The organism is Arthrobacter sp. 18067 (assembly GCF_902706295.1).
Lineage (GTDB): Bacteria > Actinomycetota > Actinomycetes > Actinomycetales > Micrococcaceae > Arthrobacter.
Window position 1 is genome coordinate 12,762 of record NZ_CACSJJ010000014.1, and the last position, 17,187, is coordinate 29,948.

Genomic DNA, 17,187 nt, shown 5'->3' on the forward strand with positions numbered 1-17,187 from the left:
CGGGGGCTACTTGCCCATCCCGAGTGTCAGTCCCTCCGTCAACCGACGGCCCAGCCATACATAGATGATGAGCATCGGCAGGACCACGATCACCAGCCCGGCGAACAGTCCGCCCCAGTCAGCGCCCGAGTAAGTTTGTTGCTGCACGAAGGAAATCAGGGCCACGGGCAGGGTGTATTTCTCAGTGGATTGAAGGAGCGTCAGGGCCAAGAGTGTCTCGTTCCAGTGCGAGATGACCTGGAGGATGAAGGCCGTCAGGATGCCTCCCTTCGCCAAGGGCAACGTGATGCGCCAGAACGTCCCGAATGCGGTGGTCCCATCCAGTGCCGCTGCCTCTTCCATTTCCAAGGGGAGGGATCGGAAGAACGCCGTCAGCAGGAAGACCGTGAAGGGCATGGAGACCCCTATGTACACGAGGTTCAACCCGATGATGCTGTCCGTCAGGTACACCTTGTTGAGCATCACGAACAGTGGAATCAGGATAACCTGCGCGGGAATACCCAAACCCAGGATGAAGTACAAGCTCAGGCCACGGGTCAGCCTGTTGTCCACGCGGCTCAGGTAGTAAGAGCAGGGTGCGGCGATGGCTACCGTCAGGACCGAGGACACCACCGTGGTCATCAAGCTGTTCCAGGTAGCCACAGCGAAGTCGCCCACCGTCCATGCCCGGACGAAGTTGCCGAAGTCCAAGGACGATGGCACGTGCCAGGGGTCATCAAGAATGTCTCGTGTATCCCGGAATGCCTGGGCCACCATCCACACCAGGGCTGCGATGCTGATTGCGACCACCAGCCACAGCAGCGCAACCCCGATCCCCCGGAGGACGCTGCGCTCGCCACGCAGGGCTGGGCTGACGCCGCGCCTTCCCCGCCTGCGCGTGGCTGTCATGGATCCCTGCAGTTTGTATTCGCTCATGACTTTTCCTTTAGAACTCGACGGCGTCGCGACGCATGGCGCGGCGCAGCAGGACAACCAAGACGGAGATCAGGGCCAGAGACAACACAGCAGACGCCGTCGCGGCTCCATAAGCGGGCGTTGACTGTCCGGAGAAGGCGTTGACGTAGGTGTACACGGCAGCAGTCCAACTCTGCGTTGGCGGCACGCCGGCCCCTGAACTGCCACCGAAGACCCAGACGATCTCGAAGATCTTCACCGACGAGATGGTCCACAACACGGCGCAGGTCCCGAAAACATCCCAGGTCAGCGGCAGGATCACGTAGCGCAACCGCTGGAAGGCAGACGCCCCGGCCAAGGCGCAGTCTTCGTAGTAGTAGGGCGGAATACGGTCGACGCCGGCCATCAGGATGGTGGTGAAGTAACCAGTGGTGGTACAAACCAGGGTGACCATGATGAGCGGGAAGATGTTGTCCTGCGCCAGCCACTTGGGCGGGTCGGTCACTCCGAGTGGCGCCAGGAGGCTGTTGACCATTCCTCCGGGGTTGAAGATGAAGCCCGCGAGGACACCGAACACCAGCGCATTGATGAGGTGTGGGAAGAAGATGACGTTGCGGGCAATCTTCTTCCCGGCCATATCCCTGAGCACCAGCGTCAAGGCGAAAGCCAGGACGAAGATCGCGGTCCCCACCACGAAGAGCAGAAGCAAGGTGTTGCCGAAGGATAACAGGAACAGCTGGTCCCGGAAGATCCTGCCGTAGTTGTCCAACCCAACGAACTTCATGGGTCCTGAGCCCGCCCATTTGTGCAGGCTGATCCACACCGCACCAAGGGCGGGGACGATGAAGAGGACGGTGTACAAGACGAACGCCGGACCCACGAAGGGAACCAGCAGCTTCTTGCGCTGCGCGTCGATGGAGCTTCCACCGGGGCGGCTGCCGCGCTGCGGCTTTCGCGGGCCCGCTTTCCGGGAGCCCGGACTTTGCGCAGCCGCACCGTCCGTCCGGGGCTCCTTCACGTCGAGAGTCATCAGCCGTTGTCCTTCCAGTACTGGATCTGGGCGTCCTTCATCTTCGCGATGAAGTCATCGGCAGAGGTCTTCCCGAGGAACAGCTCGTCATCCTTGGGGAAGAAGACCTTCTCCATAAAGCCGGGGAAAGTCACGCCGTCGTTCTGCAGGTGGGTCGCCGGAGCGGCATCAATGGCGGCTTTGACACTTGCGACGGCGGGATCCACCGGCGCGTCCGACCTCACGGGCAGCACTTTGGCTTCCGTTCCAAGGGCGTTCTGATACTTGGCGCTCAACATGAATGCTGCCAGCCGCTGCGCGGAGGCCTGGTTCTGCGATTTCGCCGGTACAGCGAAGCCGATGAAGTCCACCCGGGCACTGGCCGGCTTGTCATCGATGGCCGGGAATTGGAAGGAGGAGTATTCGAATCCCGGGGCGGCGTAAGAACCGGTTTCGGTAGGAGTCCAGGAACCGTTGAGGATCAGGGACGCGTCGCCGTTTGCCCAAAGTTGCTGCTGCGCCGGGAACTTGCTCGCGTTGTAGCCTCTGTTGAGGTATCCGCCTTTGACGAGGGTTTCAACCTTCCGGGCTGCTTCGAGGACAGCGGGGTCGTCCCATCCTTTACCGGACTTGTCCTCAACAAGTTCCTTGAAACTGCCGGCACCCTTGAGCCGGAGCAGCGCCGTAACGAACCAGGTGGAGTTGTAGCCGGCAACGTCGCCGTCGGCGGCGATGGGAGCCGTTCCACTGGCCTTCAGCTTGTCCAGGACCTCAATGAATTCATCCCACGTGGCCGGCGGCTTGGCTTTGAGCTCCGGGTGCTTTGCGGCATCAAACCAGATGCCATCCGAGCTGATGCTGTATGGCACCATCCATGGCTGTCCGGCTTCTCCCTTGAACACCCCATTGCTGGTGAACTTCTCAGGAATCACCGAACTGACTGCCTTGCCGTCCACCTCGTAGGAGTACACGGACGTGAGCGGGCTGGCCTGGCCGGTTTCGCCAATGACCGGCGCGAGTTTGGCGAACGTTCCGTCCACCAGGTCCGGGACATTGTTGGTGTTCAGGGCAGGGACGAGCTTTTCCGTATTGCTGCGGCCCTGCCACTGGACGCTGACGTTGGCTCCGGTTTCCTTTTCGAAGTCGGCAATGGCAGCGGCGATGACCTTCTGCTGGGGCTCACCGTCCTTCCACATGGACCAGTAGTTGATGGTTTGGCCCGAAATGGAGCCGGAAATGTCCACGGCCGCGGCCGCGGTGGAGGCATCTGTGGCTCCACCGCATGCTGTGGTGGACAGGGCGAGTGCTGCACCCAACAGGGCGGCCAGCGGGCGAAGATGACGGGCTGTTTTGCCCATGGGAATCACCTTTCAAGTGAGGGGGGAACCGGCCGGATGCGGTTCAGTGAGACGACTCTCACAGTCAGTGAAAGCAGGATTCAATGAGTACTTTTGAATGTGTCGGCAACGGAACCGAATCCCTGAGCGCAGCTACCGAACCAAGGCCTGCAGTTCACTTCGATTAGGCATTTATTCCTCCCTTGATGCTCCCCAACAATCAAGGTGATCTGCGCGGGCAGGCAGTGTCCGCGCTTCGGCTCCGAGCTAAAGAGGGAAATTGATACGACTGGGAATCATTGGCGCCGGTGCCGTGGCACACTTCCACGCCGAATCCGCTGGGCGGATCAACAACGTCCAAATGGCTGCCGTCTGCGACCTGCAAAGGGAAGCCGCGGAAAGGGTCGCATCGCCCTGGGGTGCGCAGGTCTACACCGACTACGCGGTGATGTTCCGCGAGGCCGGCCTGGACGCAGTGATCATCAATACCCCGCACGCGTTGCATTTGGAGATGGTGCTGGCCGCAGCAGAACACGGATTGCACGTCCTGGTGGAAAAGCCCATGGCCACCACCGTGACCGACTGCGATCGCATGATCCAGGCCTGCCGCGACGCCGGGGTGTCCTTGGTAATCGGACAGATCCAGCATTTCCTGCCGGAGAAGCTGGCGGCCGAGGACGTCCTGGCCGGGGGCGAACTGGGCCGGGTCCTGATGATCCGCGACTACAGGACCACCGACTACCGTCCCGGCACCCGTCCGGAGTGGTTCTTCAGCGAGTCCATGGCCGGCGGCGGTGCGCTGATGAACATCGGCGGCCATTGCCTGGACCGTTCCATCTGGTTCGGCGGCGCACCGGTCGAATCCCTCAATGCCTCAACCCTCAAACGGTTCGGCGTTCCGGTGGAAACGGACGGCGCGATCTCGCTGACTCTCCGCAACGGCGTCCATGTCAACGTCGTGGTTGTTTCCGACGCCACCCAGCGCATGGACGAGGTCCTCATCGTGTGCGAGCACGGCACCATTTCCTGTAGCCCGCACAGCGGAACGTTGGTCCGCAGCGCCGGCACGACCCGCGCCATGTGGGAGCCGCAGCCGCAAGATATCCAAGAGGGCTTCTTCCTGCAGTTGCAGGACTTCGTCAGAGTGCTCGACGGCGGAACACCGAAAGTCAGCGTCGAACACGCCCGCCACATCGTGGAGGTGGTCCTGGCGTCCTACGAGGCAGCCGGGTCCGGTACCCCCTTGGTCCTCAACGAGTCCGGCGACGCCACCCGCGCCGGACTCATCCTGAGCGAAGTCCCCTAGGAGGCGGGGCCAGCTGCGGCCGTGCCGTCCCAGTTGGGTGGCGTAAAGGCCCCCAAGGGATCATCCAGCACGGACGCAGTCTGGCCTGCCCCGGCCACCGGAAGCCAGCTTCCATCCAGCCCGGGGACCGCGTGGCGTTGGAACCACTCCTGGAGTTGTGCCCTCATCCCTGCCACACGCCCTGCGTGCGCCGGTTCATCCACAAGGTTTTCCCGTTCGTCGGGGTCGGCCACAAGGTCGTACAGTTCGTGGGGACCATGCGGGTACCGGTGCACATACTTCCACTCCGCACTGCGGATCATCCGGACCGGGCCGTATTCGTCAAAGACCACGACGGCGCGGTCCCCGGCAGCGGCGGGCTGCCCGCCGTCGTCGGGGTTCTCATCGGTCCCATCCACTGCGGCGTCCGGCAGCACGCGCAGCAGCTCCGCGAAAGACTGTCCGGGACCGCGCTCGAAGGGCCTCGCGTCGAGGCCTGCGAGCTCCAGAACAGTGGCCGCTATGTCGTAAGCGGACAGCAGCTCCGGGAGGACAATGCCTTCCGCGATCCGCCCCGGAAGCGCGAAGATCGCGGGGACTTTGACGGAGGAGTCGTAGACATTCTGCGGGAATGTCCCATTGCCTTTACCCCAGATGCCGTGGTGGCCGCAGTTGAAGCCGTTGTCGCTGCTGAAGATGACAAGGGTGTTGCCCAGGACGCCCAGTCCTTCCAGCCGGCGCAGGACCGCTCCGATCCCGGCGTCCATGGCGCTCACCGCCGCGAAGTACCCCACCAAGGCAGCGCGCACGTCCGCCTCGCCGCCGATCGGCACACCATCCACGGTGGGCGTCCATGGGTGGAGGGGTTCCTGCGGACAGCTGGTGAACTGGCAGTCCCTGTAGAGTTCCTCGAATTCGGGCGGGTGCTGGCCCTTCCAGGGTTTGTGGGGTGCGGTGTAGTTGAGGGCAAGGAAGAAGGGTTCGGATCCTTGCGAGGCTTCATCGATAAAGCCCAGGGCATCGCGGGTGATCGCGTCCGTCAAGTATTCAGTGACGGACTCCCGGTGGCTGGTGCCGCCGTCGAACCTGTACATCACTGACCTGTCATAAGGGCTGCCGCCACCCTCCAAAGCGAACCAGTGGCTGAAACCCTTCCTCGGCACATCGTTGGCGCCAAGGTGCCATTTTCCGGAGAGCCCCAAGCGGTAGCCGGCGTCGGCCAAGGCATCCGTGAAAAGGGGCTGCCCCTGGAGGTAATCCACTGCTTCGGGACCCGTTTCGACGCCCGCCAAGTAATCGTGGACGCCGTGGCGTGAAGGGATGTCACCGGTCATGAGGCTGGCGCGGGCCGGCGAGCAGACGGGCGAAACGCAGAAGAAGTTCTCCAAGCGCGTTCCGCGGGCCGCGAGGGCATCCAGGTTGGGAGTGCGGATCTCGGAGTTTCCGGCGCAACCCAGCGCCCAGGCACCTTGGTCGTCGCACAGGATGAAGATGATGTTCGGCTTTTCGTTGGACACCCTTTATTGCTACACAGCCTCGAAGCGAGGAATCAATGAGCATTCCCCAAGACCTTGCAGATGGAGGAAATTAGTATCTAAATACTCCCTAAAAAGTGAGGCAAGATGGGAGGAATCGTCCGTTTACAGGTGGAGTTTGATCATGCCCGGAAAGAACCTGCAGCCCGTCCACGCTGAGCCCGCCTCCGCGACCATCCGCGACACCGCCAAGCAAAACCTGAAGTTCCAGAACCTCAGCGACAACCTGCGCCGAGGCATCCTGGCAGGGACGTGGGCTGTCGGGACAAAGTTGCCTACCGAGCAGCAACTGTCCCTCGACACCGGGCTGTCGCTGACTACTGTGCGCCGGGCGTTCGAGGACCTGGTGGACAAGGGGCTGGTGGTCCGGCGGCAGGGTGCCGGGAGCTTCGTGGCTGCGCCCCAGCGCTCGCAAAAGCGCTCCCGATACGTGATCGGCGTCCTCCTGCCGGACACCCAGCTTTACTACCCGCAGGTGCTTCAGGGCATCGAGGAACACCTGTCCTCCCGCGGCGCCAGCCTGCAGCTTTCCACCTACCACTATGACTTCACCCGGGAGAACGCCAGCATCGACTTCCTCCTGGACGCCGGCGTGGATGGGCTGATCCTGGTGCCGACGCTGACCGGCTTGGACAATCCCCAGCAGCGGGTGGCCGAGCTCATGGCCCTGCCCGTCCCCGTGGTCTTGCTGGAGCGGAGCCTGGACGACCTGGGGCCGGGAGACCGGACGGAACACGTCTGCTCGGATCACCAGGGCGGAGCGTACGACGCCGTGATGCACCTCCATCGCTTGGGTCACCGAAAGATTGGGCTGCTCACGCGGGCGAACGAGGCCGCGCGCAGCAGCAACCCAACCCAGGCCGCGGTGATCGCTGGCTATGCGGCTGCCGTCGAGACTCTGGGACTGGAAAAAACCGGGCACTACGACATGGCCTTCAGCGCCACCAAACCGGAGTGGGAAGCGGATCAGGCCGAGCACATGTTCCAGCTCCTGGCAGGCAGCGGCGCAACAGCGGCTTTGGTATTCGGCGACCGGGAAGCGGCGCTGTTGGAAGGGGCCGCAGGGAGGCGCGGGATCCGCGTGCCGGAAGATCTTGCTTTGGTTTCCTATGACGACGAAATGGCCGATCTCGCACAGATTCCCCTCACTGCGGTGTCCCCGGCCAAGCATCGGCTCGGCGTCATGGCGGCCGATGTCCTGTTGCGCCGGTTGACCGAAGGCGACGCTTGTCCGCTGTACCAAATCCGCTTGCGGCCACGAATCGTGGTGCGCGATTCCTGCGGGGCCAAGCTGGTTAGCCCCCTCTAGTTCGTTGTGGGGCCTGCTCTGCATCCGTTGAGGGCCAAATAGCTCGCAGAACAGGCCTCGCAACGAAGATCTAGCGGCGGAGCTTCACTACCTGTGCCTGGCCGCTGAGCCCGGCGGTGTCCAGCGTCAGGGTAGTCCTGCCAGCGGCGTCGGTCCCCAGAGTGCCCGCACCTTCCAGCACGCTTGACCACGTTCCCTCCGGAAGGGTGAGCGTGAGACTGGCCGCCTTTTGCGTCGGCTCGCTGACGGCCAGGCTGAGCGCATTGCCGTGCCGGGAGAACACCACGCATGCCGGGCCGGAAGCTCCCAGGCCGCCTGCGGTACCTAGATTCCAGAACGTTGCCGCTGTGGTCTTCTCTGCTGTGAATTCCACCGACTGCGCCGTGGCATCGTTGCGGATCACCACGTGCTTGTTGCCCTTTGCGAGCTTGCTGCACTCCTTGGCTGAGGCCCCCGGGGCTACCAGGTAGGCATAGCTCTTCGGTCCAGCACCGGCGCCATGATCAACATAGATGGTGGCGAAGTTCCGCTGCTGCACAGTGGTACTGCCGTTGATGTTCACTCCCGACCAGCTTCCGGAACGGCTTTCCCGGAGCACCGTCAGCTGCGAGGAGTCGAGTACGGCATAGCCGCCGAATCCTTCCAGATGGACCCAACGATCGTCACTCAGCACAACAGCGTTGCCGGCCGTTTCCGCTATGGTGCCGGACGCCGTCGTGAGTGCATTGTTGCCTTGGTGAAGATTGCGGTGGTCAACGATGCTTTCCACCCTGGCCCCGGAACCCGTGGTGATGTCGGCGCCGAGGCAGACGGTGACGTCGCCGCTGACGAACCAGGATTTCCGGGCCGACAGGCCGGTGCGGCCGGGACCCACCAGATGCTGTCCGACGGCGGCTACCTCGCCAAATGCGGCGGACCCGGTCCACTCATTGGCCGGGACGGCGGCGCCCCATTCGCCTTCCACTTTGTCCGGCAAAGGGGTGGTGTCCACCGTGGTGCCCGGAAGGCGGTTGTAGTTGGCGGTGGCCCAGAAGGCGTCGTCGTACTGGCCGAGGTCCGCCGTGTGGAAGTAGGTCATGCCGGAACCGGTGTGATAGCCGCGGTTGTTCTCACCGTTGCCGCATTCGTACCAGGCGATGCGGTTGCTGGCCATGGACAGCGACAACGCCCACCCGGTCCCCCGGTGGATGGTGCGGTCCATGGCCGGGAAGAGCCGATGGCCCGGGGATTCCGGCACGGGCGCGACGCCGGCCGCCAGCAGCTCCTTGACCAAGGCCGTCCGGGGCACGCTGGCTCCCGACAGGATGGGGCGATAAGTGTTGCGCGTGATCCAACCGGCGCAGAGACCCCGCCACCGGATTGCAGTCGCGCTGTCCATGGCACGGGCCAGGAGCAGGATGGCTTCGATGCTGGTCGCGGCAAGGTCGTATCCCGTGTTTGCTTCGCGGCTGATGCTCCTGCCACGAACGGAATCGGCCATGGCACCGTTGATGATGAGCGGCGCGAATGATCCCTCTACGGCGTCGAAGAAGATGCTGCGTGATGGGTCGGAGACCTCGAAGCCGGTGCCGCCAAGCAGTGCGAACAGTTTGGACAGTCCGTTCAGCAGCACTACACCGTAGGAGCCCGTGTAGGGCGTGGTGCTGTGCTGGATGAACGAGCCGTCATGGAAGATCCCGTCACCGCTGGTGACGAATTGCCACACCTGGCTGAGCCCGGCGATGGCGTGCTGGAGCTTCGGCGTGTCCTCCCCGGCCAAGGACCGGATGATGATTCCCTGGCACAGGTCCACCCGGTTTGCCCCCACTGAGGTGATCTTGCCGCGCTTCGGCGGGAACTGCAGCCAAGGATCAGGGACAAAGTGGTCAATCGCAGCGGAGTAGGCCTGAATCTCAGCGGCGGAGAGCTCGGCGTGAAGCAGGACCATGGTGTCAGCCAAGGCCCGGGGCACACCGATTTCCCACGACCACCAGTTGCCAACCTCTTCTTTGGCGTCGTTGTAGCAGAGGGTGTTGGCGTCAGCGAGTCCCGCTTTGATGTCTGCCAGCACCGAGACATCCCCAAACACCGCCGCCGTCGGTGTCGCCCAGGCCGTGGCGAGCTGGGACAGACGGGTGTACGTGGTGACCATCTCAGCGTCCTTGGCGAAGGACAGATCCGTGAAGACCGACGTCCGGCCGGGCACCCGGTTGAGCTTTGCCAAGGAATCAGCGGCTTTGCTGTTCAGGCCCGTGATCGCCTTGGCGAAATCCGGATCTCCCGCTTGGATGACGTTGCGGCCGGTGATCTGGTCCACCCAGCGGTTTCGCAACGCTGCGAACTGTGCGGGATCCGGTTCGGTTTCGGCCCAGGCGTTTCCGGCAAACATCGAGCTGACCACTGCTGCCAGGGACAGGGCACCGGCACCCTGAAGAAGGGTCCTGCGAGGGAATTGAAGTGACAAGGAGTTGCTCCTAACACTCGTGGATGGGCATGGTCCGGCATCTTTTGGCCGGTGCCCTCCACTGGCTTGCGTTGTAGTCAACGCGAGGTGGAAGGGAGGAATAAAGCAGTACCTTGCCCGCGCATCTGAACGTAGGGTCCCATTTCTGTCATACCCCTTCTGTAGAGTGCTCCCATGGATGACAAAGCGATGTTGCTCGGTTATTTGCGGCTCCGCAGGGCGGACCTGCTCGGAAAACTGGACGGCCTTGGCGAGTATGACGCCCGCAGGCCCATGACGCCCACGGGCACCAACCTGCTGGGTCTTGTGAAGCATGTGGCCAGCGTGGAACTGGACTACTTCGGGGTGACTTTCGGACGTCCAAGCGGCAGGGACATGCCCTGGCTGGCGGACGACGCCGAAGCGGATTCCGATATGTGGGTACCCGTCACCGAGACCCGGGAGGAAATCCTGGAGCTGCATCATTTCTCTGCCAAGCACAGCGATGAGACCATCGAGTCCCTCCCGTTGGACGCACCGGGTGTGGTGCCGTGGTGGTCGGAGGAGAAGAAGCATGTGACGCTCCACCAGATCCTGGTGCACATGTGCGTGGAGACCTCCAGGCATGCGGGTCACGCCGACATCATCCGCGAGTTCATTGACGGCTCCGCTGGGCAGAGGCCGGGCGATCCCAACATTCCGGCGCGCAACTCCGAGGAATGGGCAGCCCACCGCTACCGTATCGAGGAAGCGGCCCGGGAGGCTGACCGCCGCCACTACTGAACCTCCCGCAGCCCTGAACCTTTCACAGCCCACGCATATGTTGGGCAAACCTCCGGCGTAGCCTCGCTCCGTACAAATGAGGAATGACTCCTCCACAGACTGAAAACCGTAAGGGCGGCCGAACCCGGCGCGTCGTCGTCTCCGCCGTCCTGGCGGTCACTCTCTCTGCCGGGGGTGCCGCAGCCTGGGCGCTGGACCGGTTCGTCATTCCTCACGCGCAGATCACCAACGTCTCGGAATACGAAGCCAGCCAGGCCGGCACTACGACCAACAGCTCGACGGATGAGACGTCCACTGACACATCGGCGAGCGCCGTGGTCACGGATACCTCTTACACCTCGGGCGATACGGGCGTTACCGTCTCCACGGTGACCACCGGCAGCGGCGACGACACCGTCACCTACTACGTTGCCGACGTCGTGCTTGATGACGCCACCACGCTTAAGTCGGCTTTCGCCGAGGATACCTACGGCGGGAACATCACGGAGAACACCTCTGCGATCGCCGAAGACCACAACGCCATCTTCGCCATCAACGGCGACTACTACGGCTTCCGGGACACGGGCATCGTGATCCGCAACGGCGTGGTGTACCGGGACGAAGGTGCCCGGCAGGGCTTGGCGTTCTACAAGGACGGCACCGTGAAGGTGTACGACGAAACCAGCACCACAGCCGAGCAACTCATCGCGGACGGGGTCTGGAACACGCTCTCCTTCGGGCCGTCGCTGCTGGACAATGGCCAGATCGCCTCGGGCATCGAGGACGTGGAGGTGGATACCAACTTCGGCAATCACTCCATCCAGGGCGAGCAACCGCGCACAGCTGTGGGCGTCATTGATGACAACCACCTGGTGTTCGTGGTGGTGGATGGCCGCAGCCCGGGCTACTCCGCCGGTGTGACCATGACGGGACTAGCCCAGATCATGAAGGACCTGGGCGCCACTACCGCGTACAACATCGACGGCGGCGGCTCCTCCACCATGTACTTCAACGGTTCCTTGGTGAACAACCCGCTCGGCGAGAACAAAGAGCGCGGCACCTCCGACATCCTCTACATCGCCCAGTCATGATCACCCTGATACCGGCCTACGAGCCGGACCACCAGCTCATCAACCTCGTTCAAAGGCTCCAGGAAGCGGACCCGTGGCTGACCATCGTGGTGGTGGATGACGGCTCCGGACCGGACTACCAGGAAAAGTTCGACGACGCCGCCCGGCTGGGGTGCCATGTGCTCAGTTACGCCGTGAACGGCGGCAAGGGCCATGCGCTCAAGAGCGGTTTTGCCTTCATCGCGGAGCGCTTCCCGGGCCACGACGTTGTCTGTGCCGACAGCGACGGACAGCACGGGGTAGCCGATATCCTGGCCGTTGCCGACCGTGTCCGCCATGTCACCGCGGCGATGGTCCTTGGCTGCCGGAACTTCACAGGCGACGTCCCTGCCCGGAGCAAGTTTGGCAACACGGTGACCCGTGGACTGTTCAGGCTCGCTACAGGTCAACGGATCACGGACACGCAAACCGGTCTCCGGGGCTACCGGGCTGACATGCTCCCGTGGCTTGTGACTGTCCGCGGTCAGCGGTACGAGTACGAACTCAATCTGCTGCTCGAGGCTAAACAGGCCGGCTACGGCATCGACAGCGTGGAAATAGCCACGGTCTATCTGGACCACAACTCGGGGTCGCATTTCAGGCCTGTGGCTGACTCGATCAGGATCTATGCGCCGCTGCTGAAGTTCCTCGGCTCATCGTTGTCCGCGTTCGTGGTGGACCTGGTGTTGTTCCTGGTCCTCATCGCCGTCACGGATTCCTTGCTTGTTGCAGTCCTTGGGGCCCGCCTGGTCAGTGCGTCCGTGAACTTCGTGGTCAATCGACGCCTGGTGTTTGAGCACGGGAAGGACACCTCGTTGCGTGCCGCGGCTACGGGTTATGTGGCCCTGGTGATTGTGCTGCTGGCCGCCAACTACACCGCCATCTGGGCCCTCACCTCCATCTCGGTTCCGGACCTGCCGGCCAAGATCCTCACGGAGGCCGCGCTGCTGGGTATCAGCTATGCCGTGCAGCACCGCTTCCTCTTCGCCCGCAAGGCCCGCGCCGCTTCAACGGCACCGGTTGGTCCGTCGGAACCAGCCTTCCCTGAAACACATATCCCAGCCTTGGTCCCGGCACAGTTTCAGCACAGCATGACCGGGAAAAGTGGAAACCAATCCCCCAAGAGATTCCGGAGTAACTGATGAACACCATCATCCTCATCGCGGCAGACCTGGCCGCGATCACCATTTTGACGCTCGCCCTCTACCTCCGCCGGCACAGGCGTCGTGACCTGGTAGTTTCCTACCTCGGCATGAACGTCGGTGTTCTTGCAGTCGCTACAGCGTTGTCGGGTTCGGCCGCAGGGGTTGGCTTGGGACTTGGTTTGTTCGGTGTTCTCTCCATCATCCGGCTCCGGTCCACGGAACTCGCCCAACACGAGGTGGCCTACTACTTCTCGGCGCTGGCGCTGGGACTGATCGCGGGCATCGGCGTTGAGCCGCTCTGGCTGACTCTGTCCCTCATGGCCTTGGTCCTGCTGGTGATGTTCGTCGGCGACAACCCCAAGGTCCTCCCGGCCTACCGCCACCAGACCGTAGTGCTGGACCGGGCCATCAACAACGAACCCGAGCTCTACGCCCGGCTGGAGGAAGTCCTCAACGGCACGGTCCACTCGGCCACCATCCAGGAGTTGGACATGGTCAACGACAAGACCATCGTGGACGTCCGGTACGCGGTCCGCCCACAGCAGAAGCCGCGACACGCGCAGCTTGGCTTCAACCAGCCGGCCGGGGCGCTCTCGCCTGCGCCGGAAGAACTGCCGGAACCTTCTTCACAGCCTGCACAGTCCACGCAGCCCGCACCGCAACAGTCCGTACCCGCCTCGGCCGGTGTCGCATGAGCCGCATCGACTCCCCAGCGATCATTCCGCAACTGAGCCAGCTACCCGCCGTCGGGCTTGAAGAACTCACCACGGAGGCCGCGCTGCTGACCCGGGTTGACCGCAAGTATCTGGTTCCATCGGCCACCGCCCGCAAGATCCTCAGCACCTTCAACACCGAAGCCCGCGTCCTGGAAATGGAGGGGAAGCGGACCTTCGACTACGACTCCGTGTACTTCGACACCCCCGGGTTGGACAGCTACATGTTGGCCGCACATGGCCGGCGTCGAAGGTTCAAGGTTCGCACCCGCACGTATGTGGACAGTGCCGTGAGCTTCCTGGAGGTCAAGACCGAAGGCGCCCGTGAGGCCACCGTCAAGGAACGCATCCCGTACGAGTTGTCCGACCGCGACCGGTTGACCGACGAAGGGCTTGCGTACGTCAATGAAACCTTGGCGGCCACGATCGGCGATGTCACGTTCGGTCCGCTGGAGCCGGTCCTGTCCACCCGCTACGACCGCACCACCCTGTACCTTCCCGAATCGGGGAGCCGCGCGACGATCGACTCCGACGTCACTTGGCAGAGTCCGGACGGCCACCCGTGGGTCCTGGACAACGCCGTGGTGGTGGAGACCAAGTCCGGCTCCGCCCCTGGCCCTTTGGACCGGCACTTGTGGGCGCACGGCGTCCGGCCGTGCCGCATCTCCAAGTTCGCCACCGGAATGGCCGCACTCCATCCCGAGCTGCCGGCCAACCGCTGGAACCAAACTCTTCGGCGCCGGATGCCCCTGCGCCCCCTCCACTGACCTTCCCTCCACAGACCAAGGAATCAACCATGCGCTCCTTCCGCACGTCCCTTTCCGTTGCCGCAGTCGCCCTGGCCATATCGTTGGCCGGCTGCTCCACAGCCGCCACCAACTCGACGTCCACCGGCACCACTGGCACTTCCACCACGACAACCACCACCCAGCAGGCAGTCACCGCCGCCACCATCGAGGAGGACACCCACTACGACAGCGACGACCTCACGTGGGACACTGCGGCTGAAGTGGCAATCAGCCTGTCCGACGGCGGCAGCAAAGTGACGTCGTCGTCCTCCACCGGCGTGGCCGTAGACGGCAACACCGTGACCATCAGTGCGGCCGGAACCTACCGCCTCAGCGGCTCGCTGAGCGACGGCCAGATCGTGGTGGCCGCCGGCGAATCGGATACGGTGCGGATCATCCTGGACGGCGTGGATCTGGGCAACTCATCAGGCTCACCATTCGTGGTGCAAAGCGCGGACGAGGCAATCGTGTACCTGGAAGACGGCAGCACCAACACGTTAACCGACGCCACCACCTACGCCGACCAAGGCGAGGACGCTCCCAACGCAGCGCTCTACTCCATGGCCGACCTGACCATTGCCGGCACAGGATCCCTCACCGTCAACGGAAAATCCAACGACGGTATTGTCTCCAAGGACGGCCTGGTGCTGGCCGCCGGGAAAGTCACCGTTGACGCCGTGGACGATGGCATCCGGGGCAAGGACTACACGGTCCTGTTGGACGGCGCCTACCAGGTGACTGCCGGCGGGGACGGGGTGAAGGCGGACAACGACACTGACGAAGGCCGCGGTTGGCTGCTGGTGAGCGGCGGTTCATTGACCGTCAACGCAGGCGACGACGGCGTGAAGGCCTTCAACACCCTGACCGTTTCCGGCGGTACCGTCACCGTGGCCGAATCCGAGGAAGGCTTGGAGGCGCAGCACATCGCCATCACCGGCGGCGACGTCGCCGTCACCGCTCACGACGACGGTGTGAATGCCTCGGGTGGTTCCTCCACTTCAGGAGATACCGGCGCAGCCGCCGGTGGGATGGGTGGACCCGGTGGTGGCGGCGAGATGGCAGCCGGTGACTACACCGTGGACATCTCCGGCGGAACGCTCACCATCAATTCAGAGGGCGACGGCTTGGACTCCAACGGAAACGCCACCATTTCCGGCGGGACTGTTGTAGTCAACGGGCCCACCAACGACGGCAACGGCGCACTCGACGTGAACGGCGAACTGACAGTAACGGGCGGAACAGTAGCCGCGGCCGGCAGCGCCGGAATGGCAGTCACGCCGGGTACCTCGTCCACGCAGTCGGGGGTGCAGCTGACTTTCAACTCCTCGGTATCGGCTGGCACGCCCGTGCACATCGTTGACTCTTCGGGGGCTGTGGTTGCGACATTCGTGACCACCAAGACCATCGCGTCCTTGGTGTTCTCCTCTTCGGCCGTCACTGATGGTGAAATCTACACGGTGTACACCGGGGGCAGCGCCGATGCGAAGGCCGGCGTCACCACAGGTTCCATCGAAGGCGCCGAGGAGCAAGGAACCGTGACCGCGGGCCAGTACACCCAAGCGCAGGGCCCGGGCGGGGGTGGCGGCCGCTGGTAGATGTGACGTCGGTCCGACGGCATGGGCGGGCAGGATTTCGATCCGGCCCGCCCATTGACGCGCTTTCCCGTGGTGCCTAGGGTTGTATTGTTAGCGCTAACAAACCCTCCAGTAAGGACCTCCGTGAGCAATGAAGCCAGAACCCCGGTGAGGTCGCCACTCTTCAGGGACCCCATCGAGGACGGCGCCGCGGATCCAACCGTCATCTACAACCCTGACGAGCAAGCCTGGTGGATGATTTACACCAACCGCCGGACCACAGTTCCGTTCGAGGACGGGCTGAGCTGGCTCTACGGCTCCAAACTGGGGGTCGCATCCTCGGCCGACGGAACGCATTGGGACTACCGGGGAACCCTCGAAGGCCTGGACTTCGAATGGGGACACAACACTTTCTGGGCGCCTGAGATCTTTGAGCACGCGGGAACCTTCCATATGTACGTCAGCTACATCCGGGGCATCCCGGCCCACGGCAACCCCCACGCCATGGAGATCCACCACTACACCAGCCCCGACCTGCTGGCCTGGACGCATCACGGAGTGGTACCCCTGAGCTCCAACCGGGTGATCGATGCCTGCGTGCACGAACTCCCGGGCGGCGGCTTCCGCATGTGGTTCAAGGATGAGGTGCGCGGATCGGAGACGTGGGCGGCGGACAGCGATGACCTCTACCGCTGGAAGGTGCGCGGACACGTCCTGACCACACCCACCGGCCATGAAGGCCCCAACGTTTTCCGGCTTGGCAGCTGGTACTGGATGATCGTGGACACCTGGTCCGGCCAAGAGGTGTACCGCTCAGCCGACCTCGACTCCTGGGAGAAACAGGGCACCATTCTGGGAGGCGCCATCGGTGACAGATTCCGGCGGACCGACGATGCAGGACCCGGGCTCCACGCGGACGTAGTGGTTAACGATGGCCGGGCCTGGATCTTCTACTTCACCCACCCGGACCGCACTGAAGAAGGCCATCCCACCATTCAAAGCCGCCGATCGTCGGTCCTCGTCGCTGAGCTCACGGTGAGCGATGGCATACTACGTTGCGATCGGAACGCGGACGCCCGGCCGGTCCTTGGTGAGCCCTCCTAGCGATTTAGGCGCGGCTTCCTGACCTCTTTTGGCATCTAAGAGGCCAAAAATCAACCTTTTTGGTATGCATTCAGGCGCCCGACCATTCAACAGAGGTCACGAAGCCATGGTCCACACCCTCGCATTGAGCTTCCGGTCACATTGTGTTTACACGCCAACCATGGCCTTTTGGTATCCCAAAGTGTAATCTCCATCACATTC

At 63.2% G+C, this 17,187-nt stretch carries 14 protein-coding genes; 9 read left to right on the top strand and 5 right to left on the bottom strand.

The window, feature by feature from the left end; translation table 11 throughout:
* Positions 1 to 6: 6 nt before the first annotated feature.
* The 3 genes from GVL04_RS14440 to GVL04_RS14450 are packed head-to-tail and all read right to left on the bottom strand — an operon-like array spanning position 7 to position 3,261.
* Positions 7 to 915 carry a carbohydrate ABC transporter permease gene (locus GVL04_RS14440; RefSeq protein WP_159705773.1) on the bottom strand — a complete coding sequence of 303 codons (909 nt, stop codon included), beginning with the start codon at positions 913 to 915 and terminating at the stop codon, positions 7 to 9.
* 10 nt (positions 916 to 925) lie between these two features.
* A complete protein-coding gene (locus tag GVL04_RS14445; RefSeq protein ID WP_159705775.1) occupies positions 926 to 1,924 on the bottom strand; it encodes a carbohydrate ABC transporter permease in 999 nt (332 codons plus the stop codon).
* The gene (locus GVL04_RS14450) at positions 1,924 to 3,261 is read right to left on the bottom strand and encodes an ABC transporter substrate-binding protein (protein WP_159705777.1); all 1,338 of its coding nucleotides are present in this window, start codon (positions 3,259 to 3,261) and stop codon (positions 1,924 to 1,926) included. The genes GVL04_RS14445 and GVL04_RS14450 overlap by 1 nt, the downstream gene beginning before the upstream one ends.
* A 259-nt stretch (positions 3,262 to 3,520) precedes the next feature.
* On the opposite strand from GVL04_RS14450, the gene GVL04_RS14455 reads away from it, so the two are divergent.
* Positions 3,521 to 4,546, top strand: a complete 1,026-nt coding sequence (locus GVL04_RS14455; protein ID WP_159705779.1) for a Gfo/Idh/MocA family protein — start codon at positions 3,521 to 3,523, stop codon at positions 4,544 to 4,546.
* On the opposite strand, the gene GVL04_RS14460 is transcribed toward GVL04_RS14455, so the two are convergent.
* Positions 4,543 to 6,042 carry a sulfatase-like hydrolase/transferase gene (locus GVL04_RS14460; RefSeq protein WP_159705781.1) on the bottom strand — a complete coding sequence of 500 codons (1,500 nt, stop codon included), beginning with the start codon at positions 6,040 to 6,042 and terminating at the stop codon, positions 4,543 to 4,545. The two genes, GVL04_RS14455 and GVL04_RS14460, sit on opposite strands and share 4 nt — an antisense overlap.
* Positions 6,043 to 6,184: 142 nt before the next feature.
* Between GVL04_RS14460 and GVL04_RS14465 the strand changes: the two genes are divergently transcribed.
* Entirely contained in the window at positions 6,185 to 7,369 is a 1,185-nt protein-coding gene (locus GVL04_RS14465) for a substrate-binding domain-containing protein (RefSeq protein WP_159705783.1), read from the top strand.
* A 70-nt stretch (positions 7,370 to 7,439) separates the two neighbouring features.
* Here GVL04_RS14465 and GVL04_RS14470 read toward each other — a convergent pair whose 3' ends face one another.
* Positions 7,440 to 9,812, bottom strand: a complete 2,373-nt coding sequence (locus GVL04_RS14470; RefSeq protein ID WP_159705785.1) for a polysaccharide lyase 8 family protein — start codon at positions 9,810 to 9,812, stop codon at positions 7,440 to 7,442.
* Positions 9,813 to 9,986: 174 nt separating this feature from the next.
* Here GVL04_RS14470 and GVL04_RS14475 point away from each other — a divergent pair, with 174 nt between their 5' ends.
* The 7 genes from GVL04_RS14475 to GVL04_RS14505 all read left to right on the top strand — a co-directional run bounded on the left by GVL04_RS14475 (position 9,987) and on the right by GVL04_RS14505 (position 16,986).
* Positions 9,987 to 10,574: a DinB family protein gene (locus GVL04_RS14475; protein WP_159705787.1), complete on the top strand. Its 588-nt coding sequence runs from the start codon at positions 9,987 to 9,989 to the stop codon at positions 10,572 to 10,574.
* Between the two features lie 83 nt (positions 10,575 to 10,657).
* Positions 10,658 to 11,644 (top strand): phosphodiester glycosidase family protein, encoded by a 987-nt coding sequence (locus tag GVL04_RS14480; protein WP_159705789.1) that lies wholly within the window; start codon positions 10,658 to 10,660, stop codon positions 11,642 to 11,644.
* Positions 11,641 to 12,804 (top strand): bifunctional glycosyltransferase family 2/GtrA family protein, encoded by a 1,164-nt coding sequence (locus tag GVL04_RS14485; protein ID WP_159705791.1) that lies wholly within the window; start codon positions 11,641 to 11,643, stop codon positions 12,802 to 12,804. The genes GVL04_RS14480 and GVL04_RS14485 overlap by 4 nt, the downstream gene beginning before the upstream one ends.
* Positions 12,804 to 13,502 (top strand): DUF4956 domain-containing protein, encoded by a 699-nt coding sequence (locus GVL04_RS14490; RefSeq protein WP_159705793.1) that lies wholly within the window; start codon positions 12,804 to 12,806, stop codon positions 13,500 to 13,502. Before GVL04_RS14485 ends, GVL04_RS14490 begins: the two co-directional genes overlap by 1 nt.
* Complete coding sequence (locus GVL04_RS14495) at positions 13,499 to 14,287, top strand: polyphosphate polymerase domain-containing protein (protein WP_159705795.1); 789 nt, start codon at positions 13,499 to 13,501, stop codon at positions 14,285 to 14,287. Before GVL04_RS14490 ends, GVL04_RS14495 begins: the two co-directional genes overlap by 4 nt.
* A gap of 29 nt (positions 14,288 to 14,316) precedes the next feature.
* Entirely contained in the window at positions 14,317 to 15,903 is a 1,587-nt protein-coding gene (locus GVL04_RS14500) for a carbohydrate-binding domain-containing protein (RefSeq protein WP_159705797.1), read from the top strand.
* A 123-nt stretch (positions 15,904 to 16,026) separates the two neighbouring features.
* Entirely contained in the window at positions 16,027 to 16,986 is a 960-nt protein-coding gene (locus GVL04_RS14505; RefSeq protein ID WP_200846854.1) for a family 43 glycosylhydrolase, read from the top strand.
* Positions 16,987 to 17,187: the final 201 nt, after the last annotated feature.

Excerpts from the sequence above, each read along its gene's own strand:
- GVL04_RS14440 (WP_159705773.1), bottom strand. The coding sequence starts at position 915 with ATGAGCGAATACAAACTGCAGGGATCCATGACAGCCACGCGCAGGCGG.
- GVL04_RS14500 (WP_159705797.1), top strand. The coding sequence starts at position 14,317 with ATGCGCTCCTTCCGCACGTCCCTTTCCGTTGCCGCAGTCGCCCTGGCC.
- GVL04_RS14465 (WP_159705783.1), top strand. The coding sequence starts at position 6,185 with ATGCCCGGAAAGAACCTGCAGCCCGTCCACGCTGAGCCCGCCTCCGCG.
- GVL04_RS14495 (WP_159705795.1), top strand. The coding sequence starts at position 13,499 with ATGAGCCGCATCGACTCCCCAGCGATCATTCCGCAACTGAGCCAGCTA.
- GVL04_RS14485 (WP_159705791.1), top strand. The coding sequence starts at position 11,641 with ATGATCACCCTGATACCGGCCTACGAGCCGGACCACCAGCTCATCAAC.
- GVL04_RS14475 (WP_159705787.1), top strand. The coding sequence starts at position 9,987 with ATGGATGACAAAGCGATGTTGCTCGGTTATTTGCGGCTCCGCAGGGCG.
- GVL04_RS14450 (WP_159705777.1), bottom strand. The coding sequence starts at position 3,261 with ATGGGCAAAACAGCCCGTCATCTTCGCCCGCTGGCCGCCCTGTTGGGT.
- GVL04_RS14490 (WP_159705793.1), top strand. The coding sequence starts at position 12,804 with ATGAACACCATCATCCTCATCGCGGCAGACCTGGCCGCGATCACCATT.
- GVL04_RS14445 (WP_159705775.1), bottom strand. The coding sequence starts at position 1,924 with ATGACTCTCGACGTGAAGGAGCCCCGGACGGACGGTGCGGCTGCGCAA.
- GVL04_RS14480 (WP_159705789.1), top strand. The coding sequence starts at position 10,658 with ATGACTCCTCCACAGACTGAAAACCGTAAGGGCGGCCGAACCCGGCGC.